At 64.9% G+C, this 22072-nt stretch carries 21 protein-coding genes; 9 read left to right on the top strand and 12 right to left on the bottom strand.

What is annotated here, in order from left to right; translation table 11 throughout:
• Window positions 1-7: 7 nt before the first annotated feature.
• The 3 genes from ACOOFO_RS11485 to ACOOFO_RS11475 all read right to left on the bottom strand — a co-directional run bounded on the left by ACOOFO_RS11485 (window position 8) and on the right by ACOOFO_RS11475 (window position 2211).
• On the bottom strand, window positions 8-277 hold the full coding sequence (locus ACOOFO_RS11485) for a ComEA family DNA-binding protein (RefSeq protein WP_420426906.1): 270 nt from the start codon (window positions 275-277) through the stop codon (window positions 8-10).
• A 131-nt stretch (window positions 278-408) separates the two neighbouring features.
• Entirely contained in the window at window positions 409-1347 is a 939-nt protein-coding gene (locus tag ACOOFO_RS11480) for an ArsR/SmtB family transcription factor (RefSeq protein WP_420426905.1), read from the bottom strand.
• 42 nt (window positions 1348-1389) lie between these two features.
• Window positions 1390-2211 carry a hypothetical protein gene (locus ACOOFO_RS11475; RefSeq protein ID WP_420426904.1) on the bottom strand — a complete coding sequence of 274 codons (822 nt, stop codon included), beginning with the start codon at window positions 2209-2211 and terminating at the stop codon, window positions 1390-1392.
• 277 nt (window positions 2212-2488) lie between these two features.
• Here ACOOFO_RS11475 and fadB point away from each other — a divergent pair, with 277 nt between their 5' ends.
• Together fadB and fadA are read left to right on the top strand one after the other, a co-directional pair.
• The gene (gene fadB, locus ACOOFO_RS11470) at window positions 2489-4639 is read left to right on the top strand and encodes a fatty acid oxidation complex subunit alpha FadB (protein WP_420426903.1); all 2151 of its coding nucleotides are present in this window, start codon (window positions 2489-2491) and stop codon (window positions 4637-4639) included.
• Window positions 4640-4657: 18 nt separating this feature from the next.
• The gene (gene fadA / locus ACOOFO_RS11465) at window positions 4658-5818 is read left to right on the top strand and encodes an acetyl-CoA C-acyltransferase FadA (protein ID WP_420426902.1); all 1161 of its coding nucleotides are present in this window, start codon (window positions 4658-4660) and stop codon (window positions 5816-5818) included.
• A 55-nt stretch (window positions 5819-5873) separates the two neighbouring features.
• Here fadA and ACOOFO_RS11460 read toward each other — a convergent pair whose 3' ends face one another.
• From ACOOFO_RS11460 to ilvB, 7 genes are all read right to left on the bottom strand, one after another.
• Window positions 5874-6536, bottom strand: a complete 663-nt coding sequence (locus ACOOFO_RS11460; protein ID WP_420426901.1) for a TetR/AcrR family transcriptional regulator — start codon at window positions 6534-6536, stop codon at window positions 5874-5876.
• Window positions 6537-6591: 55 nt separating this feature from the next.
• On the bottom strand, window positions 6592-7362 hold the full coding sequence (locus ACOOFO_RS11455; protein ID WP_420426900.1) for an enoyl-CoA hydratase: 771 nt from the start codon (window positions 7360-7362) through the stop codon (window positions 6592-6594).
• 39 nt (window positions 7363-7401) lie between these two features.
• Window positions 7402-7881: a PqiC family protein gene (locus tag ACOOFO_RS11450; protein ID WP_420426899.1), complete on the bottom strand. Its 480-nt coding sequence runs from the start codon at window positions 7879-7881 to the stop codon at window positions 7402-7404.
• A gap of 74 nt (window positions 7882-7955) precedes the next feature.
• A complete protein-coding gene (locus ACOOFO_RS11445) occupies window positions 7956-8921 on the bottom strand; it encodes an MlaD family protein (protein WP_420426898.1) in 966 nt (321 codons plus the stop codon).
• Complete coding sequence (locus ACOOFO_RS11440) at window positions 8918-9679, bottom strand: ABC transporter ATP-binding protein (protein WP_420426897.1); 762 nt, start codon at window positions 9677-9679, stop codon at window positions 8918-8920. Before ACOOFO_RS11440 ends, ACOOFO_RS11445 begins: the two co-directional genes overlap by 4 nt.
• A complete protein-coding gene (locus tag ACOOFO_RS11435; RefSeq protein ID WP_420426896.1) occupies window positions 9663-10727 on the bottom strand; it encodes an MlaE family ABC transporter permease in 1065 nt (354 codons plus the stop codon). The genes ACOOFO_RS11440 and ACOOFO_RS11435 overlap by 17 nt, the downstream gene beginning before the upstream one ends.
• Window positions 10728-10741: 14 nt before the next feature.
• A complete protein-coding gene (ilvB, locus tag ACOOFO_RS11430) occupies window positions 10742-12580 on the bottom strand; it encodes a biosynthetic-type acetolactate synthase large subunit (RefSeq protein ID WP_420426895.1) in 1839 nt (612 codons plus the stop codon).
• 199 nt (window positions 12581-12779) lie between these two features.
• Here ilvB and ilvN point away from each other — a divergent pair, with 199 nt between their 5' ends.
• From ilvN to rimI, 7 genes are all read left to right on the top strand, one after another.
• Entirely contained in the window at window positions 12780-13295 is a 516-nt protein-coding gene (gene ilvN / locus ACOOFO_RS11425; RefSeq protein WP_420426894.1) for an acetolactate synthase small subunit, read from the top strand.
• A 63-nt stretch (window positions 13296-13358) separates the two neighbouring features.
• Window positions 13359-14375 (top strand): ketol-acid reductoisomerase, encoded by a 1017-nt coding sequence (ilvC, locus tag ACOOFO_RS11420; RefSeq protein WP_420429752.1) that lies wholly within the window; start codon window positions 13359-13361, stop codon window positions 14373-14375.
• Window positions 14356-15000 (top strand): hypothetical protein, encoded by a 645-nt coding sequence (locus ACOOFO_RS11415; RefSeq protein ID WP_420426893.1) that lies wholly within the window; start codon window positions 14356-14358, stop codon window positions 14998-15000. The genes ilvC and ACOOFO_RS11415 overlap by 20 nt, the downstream gene beginning before the upstream one ends.
• Before the next feature lie 4 nt (window positions 15001-15004).
• Window positions 15005-15787, top strand: coding sequence for a CDP-diacylglycerol--serine O-phosphatidyltransferase (gene pssA / locus ACOOFO_RS11410; protein WP_420426892.1), 783 nt, complete (start codon window positions 15005-15007; stop codon window positions 15785-15787).
• A 216-nt stretch (window positions 15788-16003) separates the two neighbouring features.
• Window positions 16004-17686 (top strand): 2-isopropylmalate synthase, encoded by a 1683-nt coding sequence (leuA, locus tag ACOOFO_RS11405; RefSeq protein WP_420429750.1) that lies wholly within the window; start codon window positions 16004-16006, stop codon window positions 17684-17686.
• Window positions 17686-18558 carry a uracil-DNA glycosylase gene (locus tag ACOOFO_RS11400; RefSeq protein WP_420426891.1) on the top strand — a complete coding sequence of 291 codons (873 nt, stop codon included), beginning with the start codon at window positions 17686-17688 and terminating at the stop codon, window positions 18556-18558. Before leuA ends, ACOOFO_RS11400 begins: the two co-directional genes overlap by 1 nt.
• Window positions 18542-19048: a ribosomal protein S18-alanine N-acetyltransferase gene (gene rimI, locus ACOOFO_RS11395; RefSeq protein WP_420426890.1), complete on the top strand. Its 507-nt coding sequence runs from the start codon at window positions 18542-18544 to the stop codon at window positions 19046-19048. Before ACOOFO_RS11400 ends, rimI begins: the two co-directional genes overlap by 17 nt.
• Here rimI and ACOOFO_RS11390 read toward each other — a convergent pair.
• Window positions 19045-21087: a transglutaminaseTgpA domain-containing protein gene (locus tag ACOOFO_RS11390; protein ID WP_420426889.1), complete on the bottom strand. Its 2043-nt coding sequence runs from the start codon at window positions 21085-21087 to the stop codon at window positions 19045-19047. The two genes, rimI and ACOOFO_RS11390, sit on opposite strands and share 4 nt — an antisense overlap.
• A complete protein-coding gene (locus ACOOFO_RS11385) occupies window positions 21080-22069 on the bottom strand; it encodes a DUF58 domain-containing protein (protein WP_420426888.1) in 990 nt (329 codons plus the stop codon). The genes ACOOFO_RS11390 and ACOOFO_RS11385 overlap by 8 nt, the downstream gene beginning before the upstream one ends.
• Window positions 22070-22072 lie beyond the last annotated feature (3 nt).

Here is a 22072-nt window from a genome sequence, read left to right as displayed (position 1 = left end):
CACCGATTTACTCGCCGCTTTCGAAGCGGAGGTCCTCTGCGTTGTTCTCGATGAAGGCATCGCCTAGACCTCTGATGCGCTGGGTCAGGTCCTCGGCGTCGCTATAAGGACCGCTGGCCTCGCGTTCCTCGATGATGCGCTCGGCGAGCACTTCACCTACGCCATCCAGGCTGGTGAGCGTTGCCTTGTCCGCTGTATTGACATTGACGGGGGCTGCAGCGGCAGCAACGGCGAAGGCGAGGCCGGTCATGGCCAGAAGGCATTTCTTGAATGGCATGCAAATTCTCCCTACATGGTGAGCAGCAACGACTGCCGGGCACGGCAGTCAGACAACGTTACGGTAGGGTCAAACAAATATGCAATGCGCAAAATTGCTGCACCCTGGTACAGGGTTCCGCTTGCGTCAGATCAACGCGGCTTTTCGGCGCGGGCGACGACCACCTTGAAATAGGGCGGGCGCCCTTCCTGGCAGGCCACATCGCACCAGCCCACGTTCAACTGCGCCGATTGCAATGCGTCGCGAAGATCATGGGGGCTCATGCCGCGATTGAGATGGTCGAAGGATTCCTCGGCCAGGCTGTGGTTGTGTGCATCCAGGGTGGCGATGAGCAAGGTGCCGCCCGGCCGAAGCAGCCGGCTTGCACTGGTGATGACCCGCCGCGGCGTGCGGGTGTAGGTCAGCGCGTGCATCAGCAATACCTGATCGAAGCTCTCCGCGGCCAGCGGCAAGGCATTCATATCGGCTTGCAGAAAGCGCGCGCGCGGATCCTCGTGCAGCCGCGCGCGCGCTGCCTTGAGCACGGCCGGGCTGATATCCACGCAGGTCATCGAGCGGGTGCGGTCGATGAGCAGCTCGGGCACCACGCCGTCGCCGCTGCCGATATCCAGCACATCCCCCAGTTCGACCAGGCTGAGCAGCGCGCGCGCATTGGCCTCCCAGCCGCGGCCGGGGGAATAGTGGCGCTCCATGCGGCCGGCGACCGTTTCGGCCCAGCTCGTGCCGGCATGACGCCGACGCACGGCTTCGCGCGCGCGCTCACGGTCCATCTCGGCAAGCTGGTCGTCGATGCGGGCGCGCAGGGTTTGCCAGAGGCGCGCCGCCGGATCTTCGTCGTCCAGCACGTTGGCGCGGAAGTGCCGAACGTTCTGGATGCGCTCGTCGCTGACCAGACCGGCGGAGCGCAGCCGCGAAAGATGGGTGGAGACGCGTCCCTGCGAAAGCTGGGTGATCTTGGTGATCTCGGCGACCGACAGGGCTTCCGCCTCCAGCAGCAGCAGAATGCGTTGGCGACTGGCATCCGCGAGCAGGCGACAGATCAGCGTGCTCTGATCGATAGTCAGCTGCAATGCGAGCCCCTCCGACGCGACCGCGGAGGCCGCAGCAGAAGCTTAGTCCTCATCGCTGCGACGGGGATCGGCAGGCGTAAGCGGTTTCTGGGTTGCTTCCCCGCTCTTGACGGCTTCGCGACCCTTGCTGGTCGCCAGGCGCGCGCGACTGAGTGGCGAGGGTGAACTGCTCACGGGCCGCTTGACGTTGGCGGCCAGACGCGCCCACTGCTGATTGGCTCGTTCTGCCATCTCAAATGCGCGGTCGCGCGCTTGCTGGCTGGCTTCGGTCACGGCCTTGTTGGCGCGACTTTGCGCTTGCGTGGCTGAGGCACGCGCGGTCTTGCCGGCGCGGGCCATGGCCTCGCGCACCCCATCAGCGGCCGCGCTAGCGGAGCTGCCGGCTTGTCGTGCGCGCTCGCTCAGCGAGGTGGCAGCACGCTTCTCACTTGCTGCGGTGGTTTTGTCGCGTGTCGGCGTCGTGCTGGTCGCCTTCTTTGCCGCTGGCTTCTTGGCCGGGGCGGTCTTGGTTGCTGCGGGACGCTTGGCCGCGGTGGTCTTCTTGCCGGTTGCCTTCTTGGCGGTCGACGATCCCTTGGAGGCTGCGCGCGTTGTCTTGGTCGGGGCCTGCTTCGTGGCCTTGGGCGCTTCGGCACCCTGCTTCCCCGTGCGCTTCGCCGTCGCCTTCTTGGCGGGCGTTTTCTTCGCTGCGGCGGTGGGCGTGGCGGTTTTCCTGGCGGCTGCGGTACCGCTTGTGGGAGCGGAGGAAGTTGTCTTCTTCGTCGCCTTGCCGGCAGCACGCGCCGTCGGCGCGGTGGCCGACTTTTGCGGAGTATCAGCCTTTTTCGCGGCTTTTCGCAGCCGTTCGGTGAATCGCTTGAGCATCTGGTCTGCCTCTCCCGTTTCAGGCGGACATGTGCCTGGCTCCCGGCTGACGCGTCTGACGCGCGCTTTCGACGCACATGCCAAACATCAAACTATAGCGCGAGATGTGGCTTGCGTGCGCAGAAGGCGCGAGGCGGGCTGTCCCGTGATGCCAAGCATGCAGGGGGACACAGCGGTATCATCCGGCAGCATTGCCGCACGCGCGGGAGACGCCGTAGGAGCGCGGCAGGTCCAATGAAGCGTTTCGATAACACATCAGGTCGAGAGGACATCACCTATGTATGAGGGCAAGAGCCTGCGGGTCACACGACTCGACGGGGACATCGCGGAACTGTGTTTTGACCGCAAGGATGAGTCGGTCAACAAATTCGATCAGCAGACCGTGGGCGAGCTGGGCGAAGTCGCTGCACTGCTGGGCAAGGAGTCGGGTCTGAAGGGGCTGGTCGTCACCAGTGCCAAGGATGGCTTCATTGTCGGTGCCGATATCACCGAGTTCGGTGCCAACTTCGCCAAGTCTGAGGAAGAGATTGTCGACTGGGCGCTGCAGGCCAACCAGATTTTCAACGCCATCGAGGATCTGCCCTTTCCGAGTGTGACCGCGATCAACGGCATCGCTCTGGGCGGTGGCTTCGAGATGTGCATGGCCACCGACTACCGCGTCATGGCCGACAGCGCCCAGGTGGGGTTGCCGGAAGTCAAGTTGGGCATCTATCCGGGTTTCGGTGGCACGGTGCGCCTGCCGCGCCTGATCGGTGCAGACAACGCCATCGAGTGGATTGCCGGCGGCAGCCCGAACAAGGCGCAGGATGCGCTGAAGGTGCGTGCCGTGGATGCCATCGTGCCCAGCGAGAAGTTGATGGAAGCCGCCCTGCGTCTGATCAAGGACGCGGCCGCGGGCGAATACGACTGGAAGGCGCGTCGCGCGCAGAAGACCGGTCCGCTCAAGCTGCAGGGCGTGGAATCGATGATGGTTTTCGAGACCGCCAAGGCCTTCATCGCCGGCAAGGCGGGCAAGGACTATCCGGCGCCGCTGGCTGCCGTCAGCAGCATCCAGAAGGCCGCGACCAAGGGGCGTGATGAGGCGCTCAAGATCGAGGCCCAAGGCTTTGCCAAGATCGCCAAGGGCACCGTGGCGGATGCGCTGATCAGCCTCTTCCTCAACGATCAGCTGATCAAGAAGAAGGCCAAGAAGGCGCAGAAGGCCGCCCGCCCGGTGAAGCAGGGCGCGGTGCTGGGTGCCGGCATCATGGGCGGCGGTATCGCCTACCAGAGTGCCGTCAAGGGCACGCCGATCATCATGAAGGACATCAATGATGCGGCGCTCGAACTGGGCATGAACGAGGCCAACAAGCTGCTCTCCAAGCAGGTCGAGCGCGGCAAGATGGGGCAGGAGAAGGCCGGCAAGGTGCTCGGCAGCATCCGTCCTACGCTCAACTACGGCGACTTCGGCGGTGTCGACGCGGTGGTCGAGGCGGTGGTCGAGAACCCCAAGATCAAGAAATCGGTGCTGTCTGAGGTGGAATCGCTGGTGCGTGAAGACACCGTGATCGCCTCGAACACCTCCAGCATCTCGATTGACGAGCTGGCCACGGCCATGAAGCGGCCGCAGAACTTCCTCGGCATGCACTTCTTCAACCCGGTGCACAAGATGCCGCTGGTCGAGGTCATCCGGGGCGAGAAGACCAGTGACGAGGCGGTCTCGACCATCGTGGCCTATGCCACCGCCATGGGCAAGAGCGCCATCGTCGTCAACAACTGCCCCGGCTTCCTGGTCAACCGCATCCTGTTCCCGTACTTCGGCGGCTTCCTGGCGCTGGTGCGCGATGGCGCGGACTTCACCCAGGTCGACAAGGTCATGGAGAAGTTCGGCTGGCCGATGGGACCGGCCTATCTGCAGGATGTGGTCGGCATGGACACCAGCCACCACGTCGGCGATGTGCTGGCCGAGGGCTATCCGGATCGCATGGGCAAGGAATTCCGCAGCGCGCTCGATGTCATGTATGAGAACGAGCGCTACGGCCAGAAGAATGGCAAGGGCTTCTACCGCTACGAGAAGGACCCCAAGGGCCGGCCGAAGAAGACCCCGGACGAGGCGGCCTACAAGCTGATCGCCGATGTGCAGCCGAACGGTCAGAAGGACTTCGAGGAAGAGGAAATCATTGACCGCATGATGCTGCCGATGATCATCGAGACGGCACGCTGCCTCGAAGAAAACATTGTCGGCACGGCGCAGGAGGCGGATATGGGCCTCATCCTCGGTATCGGCTTCCCGCCCTTCCGCGGCGGCGCGCTGAAGTACGCCGATACGGTGGGGCTGAAGGCCATCGTCGAGAAGGCCGACCGCTACAGCGGCCTCGGCAAGCTCTATGAGCCCACCGCCACCATGCGCGAAATGGCTGCCAACGGGCAGACCTACTACAGCAAGTAGTTCGACGGAGATTTCATCATGACCGACGTAGTGATCGTAGACGCCGTGCGCAGCCCGATGGGGCGCTCCAAGGGCGGTGTCTTCCGCAATGTCCGCGCAGAAGACCTCTCCGCGGAACTCATCAAGGCCCTGATGGCGCGCAATGCCGCCGTCGACCCCAACGAGATCGAGGACGTGATCTGGGGCTGCGTGCAGCAGACCAAGGAACAGGGGTTCAATATCGCCCGCCAGGCGGCGCTGCTGGCCGAACTGCCGCTGTCCGTGTCCGGGCAGACGGTAAACCGGCTGTGCGGCTCCTCCATGACCGCGCTGCACGCCGCCACCAACGCCATCAAGGGCGGCATGGGTGAGGTCTATCTCGTCGGCGGCGTGGAGCATATGGGCCACGTGCCCATGGACTACAACTTCGACGGCAATCCGGCCTTGTCGCTGACCGTGTCGAAGGCGTCAGCCGCGATGGGTCTGACCGCAGAAATGCTGACCCAGACCCATCAGGTGGACCGCAAGACGCAGGACGAATTCGCCCTCAACTCCCACAAGAAGGCGCACAAGGCCTTCACCGACGGGCGCTTCAAGGACGAGATGGTGCCGATCGCCGGCCACGACGCCGACGGTATCCCGATCAAGGTCAATTTCGATGAAGTCGTGCGCGCCGACGCCAACCTCGACGATCTCGCCAAGCTCCGCCCCGCCTTTAACCCTAAGGGTTCGGTGACGGCGGGCAACAGCTCGGCCATTTCGGACGGCGCCTGCGGGCTGCTGGTGATGTCCGAGGCGCGTGCCAAGGCGCTGGGGTTGAAGCCGCTGGCGCGGGTCAAGGCGATGGCGTCGAGTGGTTGCAACCCGTCGATCATGGGCATCGGCCCGGTGCCGGCGTCGAAGAAGGCGCTGGAGCGGGCGGGGCTGAGCCTCGACGACATCGATTACTTCGAGCTCAATGAAGCCTTCGCTGCACAGTCGCTGGCCGTGTTGCGCGAGCTCAAGCTGACCGAGCGCATGGATCGGGTCAACATCAAGGGCGGTGCCATTGCCCTTGGCCATCCGCTGGGCTGTTCCGGTGGTCGCATCAGCGGCGCGCTGGCGCGCATCCTGAACGAGGAAGATGCCCAGTTCGGCCTGGCCACCATGTGCATCGGCATGGGCCAGGGTGTGGCCACCGTGCTGGAGCGCGTGCAGTAAGCGCGATCGCGCACGGCAGTAAGCCAACCGGCGCCTGGTACAGGCGCCGGTTTTTTTAGTCCTTCTTGGGTGGGCGCACGCGCAGCTTCACCGGGCGTGTGTCGCACTCGCTGAAGGCCTGGATGCCGCCGAGGAAGAGGCGGGCGGTGAACTCCGCCGCCTCGTCGGCTTCCACGCGGCCGGCTTCCGTTTCAAGCAGGTTGCGCGCCATCTCGTAGCCGGCGCCAAAGAAGACCGAGGCCAGCCAATCCACATTCATGTCCGGCAGGATGCCGCCACCCACCGCATTGCGCATGTCCTCGCGCAGGATGGCAATGGCGGAGCTGAAGCCGCTGTCGCCGTAGAGTTCGCGCACCACCGACTCGTTGCGCAGCATGATGCGGTAGACCTTGGGATGGGTGACCACCGCACGGTAGATTTCGCGATAGGCGCTGAGCACGAAGGCGTGCAGATTCTTGGCGCGCTGACGCGATTCGCGCATGCGCTCCGAGATGCGGCCGATCTCGTCGTCGATGATCTCGCGCAGCACCTCGTCCTTGGTGTCGAAGTAGTTGTAGAAGGTGCCGGAGGCGAGTCCGGTGCGGCGGATGATGTCGCGGACCGTGCAAGCTTCGAAGCCCAGCTCCGCAAAGGTGTCGCAACCAGCATCCAGGATGAGCTGACGCGTTTGCCGCTTGCGGTGTTCGCGGCGATTGAGAATGCGCTCGGTCAGGCTCATGCCGGTACCCGGGAATACGGCTTCGAGAAGGCGAGGGCGACGCGCAAAGCTTGGCTTAGACGAATTGAGAGAAGTCGGGCTTGCGCTTCTCCACAAAGGCGGAGAAGGCCTCGCGCGCCTCGGGCTCGTGCAGCATCGGCATGAACAAGGCCGCTTCCTCGCGGATCGCTTCCTGTACCTGCGCCTTCGTCCAGCGCTTGAGCAGGTCCTTGGTCGTGCGCATGGCGCGGGGCGGCTTGGCGGCCAGTTTTTCGGCGATGGCGAAGGCACTCTCTTCCACCGCCGAGTCATCCAGCACGGCGTTGATCAGACCGTATTCATAGGCCTTGGCGGCGTCGAAGGGCTCGGCAAGCATGGTCAGCTCGGCGGCGCGCGGATGTCCCATCATGCGCGGTAGCAGCAGGCTGGATGCGAACTCCGGGCAGATGCCGAGATTGACGAAGGGCAGCATGAACCGGGCGCCTTGCCCGGCATAGATCAGATCGCAGTGCAGCAGCAGCGTCGAGCCGATGCCCACAGCGGGGCCCAGCACGCCAGCGACTGCCGGCTTGGGGAAATCCGCCATGACGCGCATGAACTGCGCAACCGGATGGTCCTCTCCGGATGCAGGGTTGTTCAAGAAGTCCTGGATATCGTTACCGCTGCTGAAGGCACCCTGGCTGCCCGCGAACAGCGCGCAACGCACGGAATCCGCTGCTCCCGCCTGCGCCACCGCGTCGGCCAATTGGCTGTACATCGCAGTGTTGAGGGCATTCTTCTTCTCCGGGCGATGAATGCGGATTTCCCGCACCGCGCCTCGGTCGGTGATCTGGATGCTGTCGGTCATTGATTCCGTCTCGTCTCTTCTGGAACGGCAGCTGTTGCTTCAGGTGCCGGTGTGCTCGGTTGAATCCTGTTGTTCGCACGGCGTGATTCGGGCCGCGGTATAGCCCACCGCGGCATTCATGGCGTGCACCAGCGTGGTGGCTGCGCTATTCGTCAGTGGTGACTGAAAGCCCAGATGCCCCTGCGCGCAGATGCGTCCGTCGGCCCGTAGCTGCCAATCCCCCAAGGCGTAGAACATAGCATCTCTGCCGGCCTCAAAGCGGGTGAAATGCACACGCAGGTGGTCGCCTTCCAGGCCCCCGCGTGCTGCCAGGTGCTCACGCAGCAGGCGGGCAAATCCTTGGTCGGGGCTTTCCGCCCAGAGGTGTCCATCCAGCCGTTGCAGGGTGCCGTCGGAGGCGCGCTGCAGCAGATACTGATCCTCAATGTAGCGTGGCAGATCCACGCGCACGCTGGGTGCCGTTCCGGCCTTCGCCGCGTAATCCTGCGGCGGATCCAGGTAGAGGGTGTGACGTTGCACACTGGACGCGCCGTGAAGGCAACCGCTGAGACAAAGGGCAGCGCCTGCGAGCGCCAGGAGTTTACCGGTGGTGCTCATTTTCCGAAGAGAAGGCTGTTGGGGTTTTCTTCAAGCGTGCTGGAGAAGGCGCGCAGGGAGCGCGCCGTCCGGGCGAGGTCCGAAAGCAGTTGTTCGAGATCGGCGCGTGCGGGCGCATCCTCGGCGATCAAGCTCTCTACCTGGCGATTGCTGCGTTGCAAGGCTTCGGCAGTAGAGCGCAGTTCCTGGGCCAGCAGCGCGACCTCCGCACTCATACGCTCGGCGGCGCCGCCCACCTGCTGCATGGCTTCTCCGGCGTTTGCACTGGCGCGGCCGATGTCTTGCTGCAGACGCTCGACATCCTCTGCCACGCGCGGAATGGTTCGGTTCAGCGTGTCGAGGGTCTGCGTGATGCTTTGGCTCATCGGCTTGAGTTCGCCTTCCATCGTCGCGGTCAGGCGGTCGATGCGCTCGAGGGTGGAGCGGAGCGAGCCGACCAGCTCGCGTACCGGCAGCTGCTTCACGAAATCGATGACCTGGGCGGTGTCCGAGGGCATGGTCGGAATCTCGGGGACGTCATGACTGTGGCCCGTCGCGGTCTCGGCGATGTGGTTCGGGTGGAAGTCGAGTTCGATGTAGAGCTGGCCGGTGACGAAGCTGAGGGATGCGAGTTGGGCGCGCAATCCCTGCGCCACCAGCGCGTGAATGTCGGGCTCGCCATTGCCGCCGCGCCACTGGGCCGCATCGGGGTTCAGGCGGAGGAAGACGGGAATCTGCGCCCGTGCCTGTGCACCATCGATCCGTAGCTCGATGCGCTCCACGTTGCCGACCCGCACGCCACGAAAGGTGACTGGAGCGCCCACGGTCAAGCCCGACAGCGAGCCCTTGAAATAGGCGACCGCGCGTTGCTTGCTCTGCCATGGCATGCCGTCGCCGAAGAAGCTGACCATGCCGACGATGAGGACGACGCCGATGACAAAGAAGGCACCTACGGCAAGGGCGCTGCGTGAGGCGTTTCTCATGCCGAGACCTCCGCGGGTGTCGACTCGCGATGCATGAAGCGGCGCACCTCTGCGTCGGGGCAGGCCTCCGCCAACCAACGAGGGCTGCCCAGCGCAGACGGCGTCTTGCTTCCGGCGTCGAGAAAGAGGGCCTGGTCGACGATGGCGAAGATACTGTGCAATTCGTGGGTCACGATGACGATGCTGGTCTGCAGGGTATCGCGCAGTTGCAGGATGAGTTCGTCCAGGGCGCTGGCGGAAAGGGGGTCGAGACCCGCAGAGGGTTCATCGAGAAAGACCAGCTCAGGGTCCAGTGCCAGAGCACGGGCGATGGCCGCCCGCTTGCGCATGCCACCACTGATGGCTGCCGGGTAGTAGTCGGCGTAGCGGGCCAGTCCGACCAGCGCCAGCTTGTAGCGTGCCAGTTCGCGCGCCGCCTGCAGGGTCAGATGGCGTTCGAACGCGACGGCCGTTTCGATGTTCTCGGCAAGCGTCATCGACGACCACAGCGCGCCTTGCTGAAACATCACGCCGAAGCGCGGTTCGCCGCCGTCGCGCCCGCGGCGGTCAATGCGACCAGCCTGCGGTGTCTCCAGCCCAATCATGTGGCGAAGCAGCGTGGATTTGCCGCAGCCGCTACCCCCGATGATGGCGAAGATGCTGGAGCGCGGGATGGCGCAATCGATATCGCGCTGTATCACGGTTTTGCCGAAGGCCATGGTCAGGCCCTCTACCCGGATCACGGGATCGGCCACAGGAGTGTCAGATTCCAAGTGCATTGCAGAGCATGGCCACGGCTGCGTCGATACAGATGATTCCGATGATACTGCCCACCACCGCCCGGGTCGTGGCATCGCCCACGCCGGCCGCCGTGCGCGGCGCGCACAGGCCGTAGTAACAGCCCGTGGCGCTGAGATAGGCGGCAAAGGCCAGACTCTTGCCGAATCCGATCATCACCTGGGTGAGGGTCACCATCTCCTGCGTCTGCACCAGATAGCCGCTGGCCGGCAGCTGGATCATCAGCGTCGCCACGACCAGCCCGCCGAGCAGGGCTGCGGTGCAGGCCACGAAAAACAGCACGGGCATGGCGAGCACCAGCGCCAGCACGCGGGGTACCGCCAGATAGCGGATCGGATCCACGCCCGCGGTGCGCAGGGCGTCGATTTCCTCATTGGCCTGCATGGTGGCGATTTCGGCCGCGAAGCTGGCGGCGATACGTCCCGACAGCACCACGGCTGTGATCAGGGCTGCCATTTCCCGCGCGGTGGCAATGCCGACCAGATCCGCAACGTAGATTTCCGCGCCGAAGGTGCGTAGCTGGACCACCCCGATGAAGGCAAGGATGGCGCCCACCAGGAAATTCACCAGCACGATGATGGGAACGCTCTGCACGCTGGTTTGACGCATGATGCGTAGTAGCTCTCGCCCTTGCGGCAGCGTGTGTGCACCCGGCCGCAGGGCCAGCAGCAAGGCGCCGAGGAAGCGCAGCGGTGGCCGCAGATCCGGCAGTCGGAAGGGCGAGGACGCACGGACTTCTGGTGGGGCGGCATCCTTGCGCGCAAGGCGCAGCAGGGCGTCGAGGCGTGCCGGCAGCTGCAGTTCCACCTTCATGGCCCGCTGATCGGCGCTATGCAGTAGCGCCGTCAGGAAGGCGGGAAGTGCCGAATCCCAGTTCGTGCGCTCGGCAACTTCGATCCGCAGTGCGTCTGCCTGCCGCAGCGCATCCTGCAGGCGGTGGGTATCCGGGCTGCCGCCCAGGTTCCACTGACCGGCGATTTGCAGATGCAGCGTGCCGTTTTCCAGGCGCTGCCTTAGCTCGGCCGACACGCCTGCCGTCCGCTCTAAAACATCTCGGACTGGTCGGGCGTGATGGTTTCGGTAGCGTCGCGCGAAGGAATCCAGTCGCCGGTGATCATCTGGTCGTAGGTCATACCCGGGCCCACCATGGGGTAGACGCCGGCATCCGGATCGATGATGACTTCGAGGAAGGCCGGCCCGTCGAAGGTGACAAACTCCGCGATCACGGCTTCTAGGTCCTCGCCGCGGTCCAGCCGCTTCGCGAATGCGAAACCGTCGGCTTCGGCCGCCTTGACGAAATCCTTCTTGTGCAACGATTTGTCGGAGGCAGAGAAGCGGCCCTTGAAGAACAGCTTTTGCCACTGCCGCACCATGCCGTCGCCGAAGTTGTTCAGTACGACGATCTTCACCGGCAGATCGTAGGTGGTGACGGTCTCCATCTCGCCCAGATTCATCCGGATGGAGGCATCGCCGTCGATGTCAATGACGGTACGTCCCGGGCGGGCGAAGGCGGCGCCGATGGCGGCCGGCAGTCCGAAGCCCATGGTGCCCATCGAGCCCGAAGTGAGCCAAAGCCGGGGTTCGCGGAAGTCGAAATACTGTGCCGCCCACATCTGGTGCTGTCCTACGCCGGTGGCAATGACCGCGTCACCTCGGGTATGGCGGTTGATGGCTTCGATCACCGCATAGGGCTGGATCTGCTCCGCCTCGCGGTTGTAGTTCATCGCGTAATCGCGCTTCAGATGCGCAAGGTGCTTGTGCCAGGCGCCGTAGTCGGGCGCGAAGCCCTTCGCCTTGCCGTGGGCGGTCAATGCTTCCAGCGCCTCGCGCATGCGTCCGACGTGATGCCAGCTGACGCGCTTGACCTTGTGAATCTCGGAGTGGTCGACATCGAGGTGTGCGATGGCCTTGGCGTTGCGTGCGAAGCGCTCCGGCACGGCCGCGACGCGATCGTCGAAACGCGCACCCACCGCGAAAAGGAAGTCGGCATCCTCGACCGCGTAATTGGCGAAGGCGGTGCCATGCATGCCGAGCATGTGCAGCGAGCGCGGCTGAGTCGTGTCGTAGGCGCCAATGCCCATCAGCGTGGTGACAACAGGCACGCCGAAGGTGTCCGCGAATTCGCGCAGCGCGGCCGAGGCCTCGGCATTGATGACGCCGCCGCCGGCGTAGATCAGCGGGCGCTGGGCCTGCTGGAACTGCTCGAAGAACTTTACCGCCGAAGCGTCGGAGAGATGGTTGTCATCGATCTGCTGCTGGCGCGCACGGTAGCCCGGAATCGGCAGGGTGCCCTGGCCGAGGAAGGGGCCTTCCCAGTTCTGAACGTCCTTGGGCACGTCGATGACCACCGGTCCTGGGCGACCGGAACGGGCGATCTCGAAGGCGGTGCGCACGGTGGCTTCGAGCCGGGAGGGATCGGTCACCAGGAAGACATGCTTGGCGCAGGCACCCATGATGTTGCTGACGGGCGCCTCCTGGAAGGCGTCGCTACCAATGGCCGCCGTCGGCACCTGCCCACAGATGACGACGATGGGGATGGAATCCGCCATGCAGTCACGTACTGGCGTGACGCAGTTGGTCGCGCCCGGGCCGGAGGTCACCAGTGCCACGCCCACACGGCCCGAGGCGCGGGCGTAGCCCGCCGCCATGAAGCCGGCGCCCTGTTCGTTGGCGGGCACGATGAGTGGCATTGGATCCCGGCCCTGGCCGTCGTTGGCTTCCGCGTTGTAGCGGAAGATGGCATCGTAGGTCGGGAGGATGGCGCCGCCGGAATAACCGAATACGACATCCACACCCTCGTCCGCCAGAACCTGAACGATGATGTCGGAGCCGGCGAGGGTCTGCCCGGCCCGTGGGTGTTCGGATGCACGCACGGTCGTCATAAAGAATGCGCCAAAAATGTGGGGAAGGAACCCTCATTTATAGCACGCGCAGGCGGTGTCGCGCGCGCGACGGCGGGTTTTTGGTGCCCCGGTCCGCCCGGTGCGGGTGGGCGAAAGCCCCGCCACGCGGGCATCCTGCGGCGGCTGCGCGCATCCTGCGTTGCACAATGCAGGCGGCGCCGCTATCTTTGCGCACCCTATGCGCCACATCATCTCCATTCTTCTGCAGAACGAATCCGGCGCGCTCGCGCGCGTTTCCGGCATGTTCGCCGCGCGTGGCTACAACATCGAGTCACTTACCGTCGCGCCCACCCAAGACCCCTCGCTCTCCCGGCTGACGCTGGTGACCATGGGTTCCGATGAGGTGATCGACCAGATCGTCAAGCAGTCGCGCAAGCTCATTGACGTGGTGGAAGTGCTCGACGTCACCGTGCGCGCGCACAGTGAGTGTGAGCTGATGCTGATCAAGCTTCGGGTCGCTCCCCATGCCCGCGAGGCCTGGGAAGGCTTGTGCGCGCAGCATGAAATGCACGTGCTAGAGACGGAGGGCGATCTGCATTGCCTTCGCGTCGCCGGGACTGGGACCGAGATCGATGCGATGGTTGCCGAATTGGCTGCCATCGGCGAGGTCGTGGAACTGGTGCGTTCGGGCGTCGCAGCCATCGAGACGGGGAGCGCCGTGCTCGGAGCCCGGGTACTCGCCACGGCGAGCTAGTGGCTGCAAGAGAGCTGAATTTTTTAAATCATTACTTCAATTGGAGCGCGTAAGTACGTGAGTATCAACGTTTACTACGATAAGGATGCCGACCTTTCCCTGATCCAGTCCCGTACGGTGGCGGTGATCGGTTACGGCTCGCAGGGGCACGCGCACGCGCTCAACCTGAAGGAATCCGGCGTCAACGTCGTCGTCGGTTTGCGCAAGGGCGGCGCCTCCTGGGCGAAGGCCGAGGAAGCGGGCCTGAAGGTGGCCGAAGTGGCCGACGCCGCCAAGCAGGCCGACCTGGTCATGCTGCTTGTGCCGGACGAGCGTCAGGTCGAACTCTACGACCAGATCCTCGCGCCCAACATGAAGCAGGGTGCAGCCCTGGCCTTCGCGCACGGATTCAACATCCATTTCCAGCTGATCGAGCCGCGTGCCGACCTCGACGTGATCATGATCGCGCCGAAGGGGCCGGGGCACCTGGTGCGCTCGACCTACGCCCAGGGTGGCGGCGTCCCCAGCCTGATTGCCGTGCATCAGGATGCGTCCGGGCAGGCCAAGCAGGTTGCTCTGTCCTACGCTTCGGCCAACGGCGGCGGCCGTGCCGGTGTCATTGAGACCTCCTTCCGCGAAGAAACCGAAACGGATCTCTTCGGCGAGCAGGCGGTGCTCTGCGGCGGCGCCACCGCGCTGGTGCAGGCTGGTTTCGAAACCCTGACCGAAGCGGGTTATGCCCCCGAGATGGCCTACTTCGAGTGTCTGCACGAGCTCAAGCTGATTGTTGACCTGATGTACGAGGGCGGCATGGCCAATATGCGCTACTCGATCAGCAACACCGCCGAGTACGGTGACTACACACGCGGCCCGCGTGTGGTGACCGAAGAAACCAAGGCGGAGATGAAGCGCATCCTGACCGAGATCCAGACCGGCCAGTTCGCGCGCGAGTACGTGCTCGAGAACCAGGCCGGTGCGCCGACGCTGAAGGCGCGGCGCCGTCTCGGCTACGAGCATCCGATCGAGACCGTGGGCACCAAGCTGCGCAACATGATGCCCTGGATCGGCAAGAACAAGCTGGTTGATCGCAGCCGTAACTAAGCGTTTCCCGCGGCCCGGTTTCCTGGGTTCTGCGGAACCCAGCTTCGGGATCGCGCGGGAGGGGTGGCCGCTGGTACTGCTGGCGGCCGCCCTGCTGTGTGTCTGTCTGCTGGTCGGGTGGGTTCTGGCGGCAGGGGTGGCCCTGCTGACGCTCGCATTCTGCGTGTGTTACTTCCGTGAACCGGGCGGGGAGCTTCCGGCAACCCCCAGCGGGATCTACGCGCCACTGTCGGGCCGCGTGATGAGTGTGCGCCGCGTTCGAAAAGGGCCGCTGGGGGCACCCGCATTGCGCTTGCGCCTGCGTGTGTCCTGGTTCCGTGGGTATGCGCTGCGCGCGCCTGTCGATGGCCAGGTGCGTGAGCCGGCGCGACCCCATGCGCGTGGTGTCGGCTGGCTACATACCGTATCGGGGGCCGATGTGCTCATGGTGCCGAAGGCGGGATATGCCGGCCGCGGCTCGATTCTGCGCATGTCCTTCGGGCAGCGTGTGGGACAGGCGCGGCGGATCGGACCGCGGCGTGCGCTGCGCGTGGTGGATGTCTATGTCCCGATGGACAGCGAGGTCCGTGCAGCGGTGGGGGCCCGGACGACAGCAGGACGGACGGTGCTCGCCTCGTTATCCTAGGCGGATGGACGAACAACACAGCGACAGAAAGCCCCGCAAGGGTATCTATGTCCTTCCCAATCTGATCACTACCGCCACGCTCTTTGGTGGCTTCTACGCCATTGTGGCTGCCTTGTCTGGGCGCTTCTCCGAAGCGGCGCTAGCCATCCTGGTGGCGATGGTGGCCGACGCCCTCGACGGACGGATCGCGCGTCTGACCAACACGGCCAGCGATTTCGGCAAGGAATACGACAGCCTCAGCGATATGGTGGCCTTCGGTGTGGCGACCGGCGTACTGATCTATGCCTATTCGCTGCATCATCTCGGCGATTACGCCTGGCTTGGCGGCAAGCTCGGCTGGGTCATCGCCTTTGCCTTTGTCGCATGCACGGCCTTGCGCCTGGCGCGCTTCAACGTGCTCACCAGCATATCCGGCGGCACCGGCGATTTCTTCGGTCTGCCGTCGCCGTCGGCGGCGGCGGTCATCGTTTTCTACGTCTGGAGTGCGCACTCCTGGGGACTGTCCGGTGAGTCACTGCTGGTGGTGTCGATGATTCTGACCATGGGGATCGCACTGCTGATGGTGAGCAGCATCCGCTTCCCGAGCTTCAAGAAGCTCGACCTGACCGGACGGGTGCGCTTCGTGTCCTTTGTCATGGTGGTCGGCGCGCTGGCACTGGTCATGATCGATCCGCCGCGCATTCTCTTCATTCTGTTCTTTGCCTACGCGATATCCGGCCCCATATTGGCGTTATACGGTGGCCGTGGCGGTCTTCCCGTGGTTGGCAAGGCGCGGCGCAAAGAGTAACCTTTTACCTATGTGGCATTGCAACGACATGCTTTCCGCTTTTGCCTCGCGCCTTTGGCTGCGGCTGCGACTGTGCGTGTCTCCGCTACTGCCCTGAGGGGCAGATAACGATGCGATGTGGCCGGCGTGGGGCCCTCCAGATGACCGCGCAATCCAAATCCCCTTTAGCCTCCGCAACGCCCCAGCGCGGAGCGGAGCGTCATGGAGACAACCGCCATGCTCGATAACCCGCAGATCAAATATCGTCCCTTTCAACGCGTTGGCCTCAAGGATCGCCAATGGGTGGACGCCATCATCGACAAGCCGCCGATCTGGGCGAGCGTCGATCTGCGCGACGGGAACCAGGCGCTGATCGAACCGATGGATCACGAGCGCAAGTTCCGGATGTTCGAGGCGCTCGTGGACATCGGCTTCAAGGAAATCGAAGTGGGCTTTCCGTCCGCTTCGCAGACCGACTTCGACTTCATCCGGCGCCTCATTGAGGAAGACCGCGTTCCCGGTGACGTCACCATCCAGGTGCTGACCCAGGCACGCGAGCACCTCATCCGGCGGACCTTCGAGTCGCTGCGGGGGGCGCGTCGGGCAGTCGTCCACGTCTACAACGCGACCGCGCCGATCATGCGCAAGGTCGTGTTCAACATGAACGAGGACGAGGTGGTGGCCCTGGCCGTGCACCATGCCCAGATGCTGCGCGATATCGCAGCCACCATGCCGGAGACCGAATGGGTCTTCCAGTATTCACCGGAAATGTACTCGGGCACCGAGCTGGAGTTCTCGCGCCGCATCATCGACGCGGTCACCGAGGTCTGGCAGCCGACGCCGGAGGCGCCCTGCATCATCAATCTGCCCTCCACGGTGGAGCATTCCACGCCCAACATCTTTGCCGACATGGTCGAGTGGACGCACCGTCATATCGCCCGGCGTGATGCGGTGGTGCTCTCGGTGCACCCGCACAATGACCGCGGCACGGGCACGGCGGCCGCTGAATTCGCCATCATGGCCGGGGCCGACCGCATTGAGGGCTGTCTGTTCGGCAACGGCGAGCGCACAGGCAACGTGGACATCGTCAATCTGGCGTTGAATATGTATACGCAGGGTGTGCACCCGGGCCTCGACTTCTCCGATATCGACGCCATCAAGGCCACGGTGGAACACTGCAATCAGTTGCCGGTGTCGCCTCGCCATCCCTATGTGGGTGAACTGGTCTTCACCTCCTTCTCCGGTTCGCATCAGGACGCCATCAAGAAGGCCTTGGCCGCGCGCGGCGACAAGGACGATGTCTGGGATATGCCCTATCTGCCCATCGATCCACGGGACGTGGGGCGTACCTATGAGGCAGTGATCCGGGTCAACTCGCAGTCCGGCAAGGGCGGCGTCAGCTATCTGCTCGAAACCGAGTACGGTTTGCGGCTGCCACGTCGCCTGCAGATCGAGTTCAGCCAGATCGTCAAGCAGGTCACCGATGACACCGGCAAGGAGCTGACTGCCGAGGCCATCTATCAGGTCTTCCAGGATGCCTATGTGCATCCGGACCGTCCCTATACCTACGAAGGCCATCACTTCGTCGAGGATTCGCGTTCCGACGAGGTGCATCTCACTGCCGACGTGCGTATCGAGGGCGAGGCGGCCACGCTGGAAGGCCGTGGCAATGGGCCGATCGACGCCTTCGTCTCGGCGCTGTCGCAGCGGCTCGGGGTCAAGATCCAGATCATGGACTACCACGAGCACGCTCTCGGGGAAGGCGCCAATGCGCGCGCTGCCACCTATATCGACCTGCGCGTGGGCGACCAGGGACCGCTGTTTGGCGTCGGCATCGACCCGAACATCGTCACCGCCTCGCTCAAGGCCGTGCTGTCGGGCGTGAACCGCGCGATGGCGCAGCAGGCCAAGGCGGCCTGATGGAGCCCGCGCGTCGCCAGCGTTATCTGAAGGCGCTGGGCGTGCGCGATTTTCTGGGCGAGCGCCGGCAGGCGGCTGCGCGCCGTCAAGCCCCTGCGGAGACGGCCTCCGCGGGGGCACCCGCTCCACGGACCCCGCCGCAGTCGTCTCAATCTCCATCCTCCGTCGCTGCGCCACCCTTCCGGTCGGCGGCACGGGCGCCGGCCGCACGCCAGGCAACACTGCCGGAAACCGTGATCGAGGCGCCGGTCGAAACCCCATTGCCGCCGCTGCCGCCGTTGGATTCCCTGGAAGCGGCACAGGCTTGCGTGGCCGATTGCACGCGCTGCGCCCTGCACCGTACGCGGACGCAGACGGTATTCGGTGTCGGTGCCACCGAAGCGCCACTGCTGGTCATTGGAGAAGGCCCGGGTGCGGAAGAGGACCGGCGCGGTGAACCCTTTGTTGGCCGGGCGGGGCAGCTGCTGGACGCCATGATGGCTGCGATTGGCCACGATCGCGGGCGCAACACCTATATCGCCAATGTGGTCAAGTGCCGGCCGCCCAACAACCGGGATCCGGCGCCGGCCGAGGTCGAAGCCTGTCGCCCCTTCCTTGATGCCCAGATTGACGCGCTGCAACCACGGCTCATCCTGGCCGTCGGCCGCGTGGCTGCCCAGCGCCTGCTCAACACCGAGGAGCCGCTGTCGCGCTTGCGCGGCCGTACACACTATTACGGGCCCGCCTCGGTGCCGGTGTGGGTGAGCTACCACCCTGCCTATCTGCTGCGTTCGCCGAGGGAGAAGGCCAAGGCCTGGGAAGACCTCAAGCGCGTGCACGCGCTGCTGCATGATTCCGGGTCCAGTGAGCAGCGCGATGGGACTGGCGGCTGATCAGCCGGTGGCGCACGGTGTGCGGCTCCTGCCCATGGCGGACGGGCATCTCGACGCCGTCCACGCCATCGAGCGGGTCAGCCAGCCCCATCCCTGGTCGCGCGGCATGTTTTCCGATTGTCTCAAGGCAGGCTACAGTGGCTGGGTGCTCGAGGATGCTGAACAGGAAATCCTGGCCTTCACGCTGAGCTCCCTGGCCATGGACGAGGCGCATCTGCTCAATCTGGCGGTGGCGCCGCACGCGCGCCGGCACGGTCTGGGCAGTCGTCTGCTGGAGCACGTGCTGCGCCAGGCGCGGCATGCGGAAGCACGCTGCATGCTGCTGGAAGTGCGCGCCTCCAATCGCAGCGCGATTCATCTCTACAGCGAGAGGGGCTTTGCCGTGCTGGCGCGTCGCCCGCGCTATTACCCGGCACATGCCGGGACGCGCGAGGACGCGCTCGTCATGTCCTTCGACTTCACGGCGGTGCGCGAGGCTGGTGCCGGCTAGCTCGAAGAGGGCGGCACTGCGCGACCAGGGTGAGGCAAGCCGGCGGCGAACACCATGGGCATACGCCGCCGCGCGGCCGCCATGCGGGTCTGCAACACCAGCAGGGCGTCTGCATCCGCCGCTGCAAGATAGCGACCGCGAATATAGGCATCGGCTGCGTCATTGAAGGCGCGCAGGGCCTCGCCTTGCAGATGGCCGCGCACGCGCCCGGCATAGTCCAGCGGCCCCTCCTGCGGCTCTGGCGCCAACCCTGATCGCGCAAGACGGCAGCAGATGCGCTGCCATTCCCGCGCCAGCGGGTCGCGCCGGACCTCGCGCAGATTGGCGCGAATCGCCAGGGCAGCGATGATCGCCATCATCAGTGCGATCAACGCAGTCAGCGCGAACAGCATGCGCTGCCAATCACCGAGGCCGATGCGGGACAGCAAGGCGCGCTGCAGCTCCGGGCCGTAGGCCAGAATCCAGCGGTCCCACTGCATGTTCAGAAAGTCCCAGCGCGCGCCGATCCAATCACCGATCGCCCATTGCCCCGCCCATGGCAGCGCACGCTGCTCGCCACGCTGTTCGAGGGCGGTATCGAGATTGAACTCGATGCGATCAGGCGCCACCGCCGCAGTGGGATCGATACGCAGCCAGCCAGCGCGCTCATCCCAGATTTCCGCCCAAGCGTGGGCATCGGATTGGCGCACGATGTAGTAGTCGCCCACCTGGCTGCGCTCGGCTCCCTGATAGCCGAGCACCACGCGCGCAGGCACCCCCGCAGCACGCATCAGGGTGACAAAGCTGCCGGCAAAATGCTCGCAGAAGCCGCGCCGGGATTCGAATAGGAAAGCGTCGACACTATCCGTACCCAGCAGCGGGGGAGAGAGCGTGTAGATGAAGCCCTCGTTGCGAAAATAGGCCAGCGCGCGCTGTGCCAGCGCCATGGGCTGCCGCGTCTGGCGGCGCCAGTCGGCGGCAAGCGCACGGCTGCGTGGATTGGCATTGGCGGGCAACTGCAAGGCCCGCTCGCGCAAGCTGCCTTCGAGCGATGAACCGAGCCGTGCGGCCGGATAGGCGCGCAGATCGAAGAACGTGGTGGTATTGAGTACCGATGCGCTGCGGACGGCGCCGCCGGCATCCAGGTGCAAGGGTGCCGGCAGGGTGCCAGGCGGCGCGTAGTCGAGTGCGAAGATGTACGACAGCGTCTGCGGTTCGAGGGTGAGCCGATAGTCGATGGCGGGGCCCTCTGGCACCAGGCTTGCGGAGGCGTCTCGCTCTGGCGCACCCAGGCTGCGCCGGTGCGGGTACCAGGTGCGGCCGTCGGTGTACCACAGCACGGGTCCCCGCCAGTACCGCTCCTGCTTATCGGGGACGGCGCCCTCGAAGCTGACACGAAAAGCCACCGCATCCGATTGGATTAGCGATGCGATGTCTCCGGGGGACATGGTGTCGCTCATGCCGGTGCGTGCGCTGTCGCTGGCCCCCGGTGTCCCCCAAAGCGGACCGGATATGCGAGGGAAAAGCACCCACAGCACCAGCATGAGTGGCAATGCGAGCAGCAGCAGGCGGCCCGCTCCGGAGAGATCGGCGCGCCAGCCTGCACGTTGCAGTCGCTGACCGTCGATCAGCAGGGCGGTGATCAGCAGCACCGCAACCAGCATCCAGAGAACGGTCCACAACGCCTGATCGCGCAGAAAATGGGTGAACAGCGTGAAATAGAGCAGCAGCAGGACCACCATCTCGCCGCGGCGGTCCTGCAACTCGGTCAGCTTGAGCGCGATCATCAACGTCAGCATGGCAGTACCCGCCACTTGCCCTGAACTGCGCCCGAAACTCAGCCAGACACCGGCGAATCCCGCGATCGTCAATGCCACGCGCACCCAGCGGCCCGGCAGAGGCCAGGCGCGCTGTGCGGCCACGCCGCGCCAGATGATCAGTGTGCCTACCACCAGCCCGATCCAGGGCGGCAGGTGCAGCGCGTGCGGCGCCAGCACGATAGCAACCACTGGCAGCAGCCGCAGCAGACGTTCGCGCGGCAGTGCCATCGCTTCAGCCATGCTGTTCTCCTGGCGGGTCGAACAGGGCCAGGGTACGCAGACACTGGTGGCGATGGGCATCGCCTTCTTCCGGTGGTATCAGCGCCCCGGGCAATCGCATGCCCCATCGCCATCCCTGACGATGTGCCTCGATCACCATGCGCGCGCATTGTCGGATGCGACTTTCATGGTCTCCAGACAGTGCCTGCCAGTCGATCCACAGACGGCGGTCCGTGGTATCGAGGAACTGTTTCACGGTCGGTTTGCTGTCCTTGGCAAGGCGCTTCCAGTGGATGTCATGCATGGCATCGCCGTGCCGATAATCGCGCAGGCTGTCAAAGTGCTCGCGCCCCGCGCGCCGTCCGCTGTCTTCGCCTTCAGCGTGATGCGTCTGCGGGAAGCTGGGGCCCAACGCGTCGGTGGCTGGGTAGACCAGCAGCCGGCGATCGGGCCGTATCCATGTCCACGCGCGAAAAAGGCCGAGGGGAAAGGTGGTCTCCAGGGCAATAGGTGGCAGGGGGAGCCAGCCGCGGCGCACCGTCGGCAAATCGAGGTGCAGGCGGGCCGCATCGCTGGCCGGAAGATCCACACCATCCCGGCTGGCGGCCACCGACGTCGGCCAGTGCGCAAAGATGGCGGGTCGCGGCCTGGCGCCGTCGTGGCTCAGCACAAGCTCGATACGCGCCTCTTTGCCGGCGTGCACTGCCTTGGCATGGCACTGGCGCAGATGGATGCCAAGCAGATTGGCGTGGGTCAGGTGCATCGCCACCAGGCCGACGCCGGCGAGCAGGAAGGCGAGGGCGAAGCCCATGCTGTTGGCGTAATTCATCGATCCCAGCCAGAGCGCGAACACCAGAGCGCCAAAGGCATACCCGGCCGGGGTTGGCATGATGTAGACGCGTCGCCGCCCGACGCGCTGCGGCAAGGACTGGCGCGGCACACGACGCAACAGCCAATTTTCGAAGGCGCGCCGGAAGCGCTGCATGGGACGCAGGAACACCACGCG

It is taken from the genome of Algiphilus sp. (assembly GCF_965216485.1).
Taxonomy (GTDB): domain Bacteria; phylum Pseudomonadota; class Gammaproteobacteria; order Nevskiales; family Nevskiaceae; genus Algiphilus.
This window is presented reverse-complemented; position numbering and strand designations above follow the sequence as displayed.

Coding starts and splice junctions, on each gene's coding strand:
- ACOOFO_RS11445 (WP_420426898.1), bottom strand. CDS start 8,921: ATGAGAAACGCCTCACGCAGCGCCCTTGCCGTAGGTGCCTTCTTTGTC.
- ACOOFO_RS11390 (WP_420426889.1), bottom strand. CDS start 21,087: ATGGCTGAAGCGATGGCACTGCCGCGCGAACGTCTGCTGCGGCTGCTG.
- pssA (WP_420426892.1), top strand. CDS start 15,005: ATGGACGAACAACACAGCGACAGAAAGCCCCGCAAGGGTATCTATGTC.
- ilvN (WP_420426894.1), top strand. CDS start 12,780: ATGCGCCACATCATCTCCATTCTTCTGCAGAACGAATCCGGCGCGCTC.
- ACOOFO_RS11440 (WP_420426897.1), bottom strand. CDS start 9,679: ATGCACTTGGAATCTGACACTCCTGTGGCCGATCCCGTGATCCGGGTA.
- fadB (WP_420426903.1), top strand. CDS start 2,489: ATGTATGAGGGCAAGAGCCTGCGGGTCACACGACTCGACGGGGACATC.
- ilvB (WP_420426895.1), bottom strand. CDS start 12,580: ATGACGACCGTGCGTGCATCCGAACACCCACGGGCCGGGCAGACCCTC.
- ACOOFO_RS11455 (WP_420426900.1), bottom strand. CDS start 7,362: ATGACCGACAGCATCCAGATCACCGACCGAGGCGCGGTGCGGGAAATC.
- ACOOFO_RS11475 (WP_420426904.1), bottom strand. CDS start 2,211: ATGCTCAAGCGATTCACCGAACGGCTGCGAAAAGCCGCGAAAAAGGCT.
- rimI (WP_420426890.1), top strand. CDS start 18,542: ATGGGACTGGCGGCTGATCAGCCGGTGGCGCACGGTGTGCGGCTCCTG.
- fadA (WP_420426902.1), top strand. CDS start 4,658: ATGACCGACGTAGTGATCGTAGACGCCGTGCGCAGCCCGATGGGGCGC.
- ACOOFO_RS11485 (WP_420426906.1), bottom strand. CDS start 277: ATGCCATTCAAGAAATGCCTTCTGGCCATGACCGGCCTCGCCTTCGCC.
- leuA (WP_420429750.1), top strand. CDS start 16,004: ATGCTCGATAACCCGCAGATCAAATATCGTCCCTTTCAACGCGTTGGC.
- ACOOFO_RS11460 (WP_420426901.1), bottom strand. CDS start 6,536: ATGAGCCTGACCGAGCGCATTCTCAATCGCCGCGAACACCGCAAGCGG.
- ACOOFO_RS11400 (WP_420426891.1), top strand. CDS start 17,686: ATGGAGCCCGCGCGTCGCCAGCGTTATCTGAAGGCGCTGGGCGTGCGC.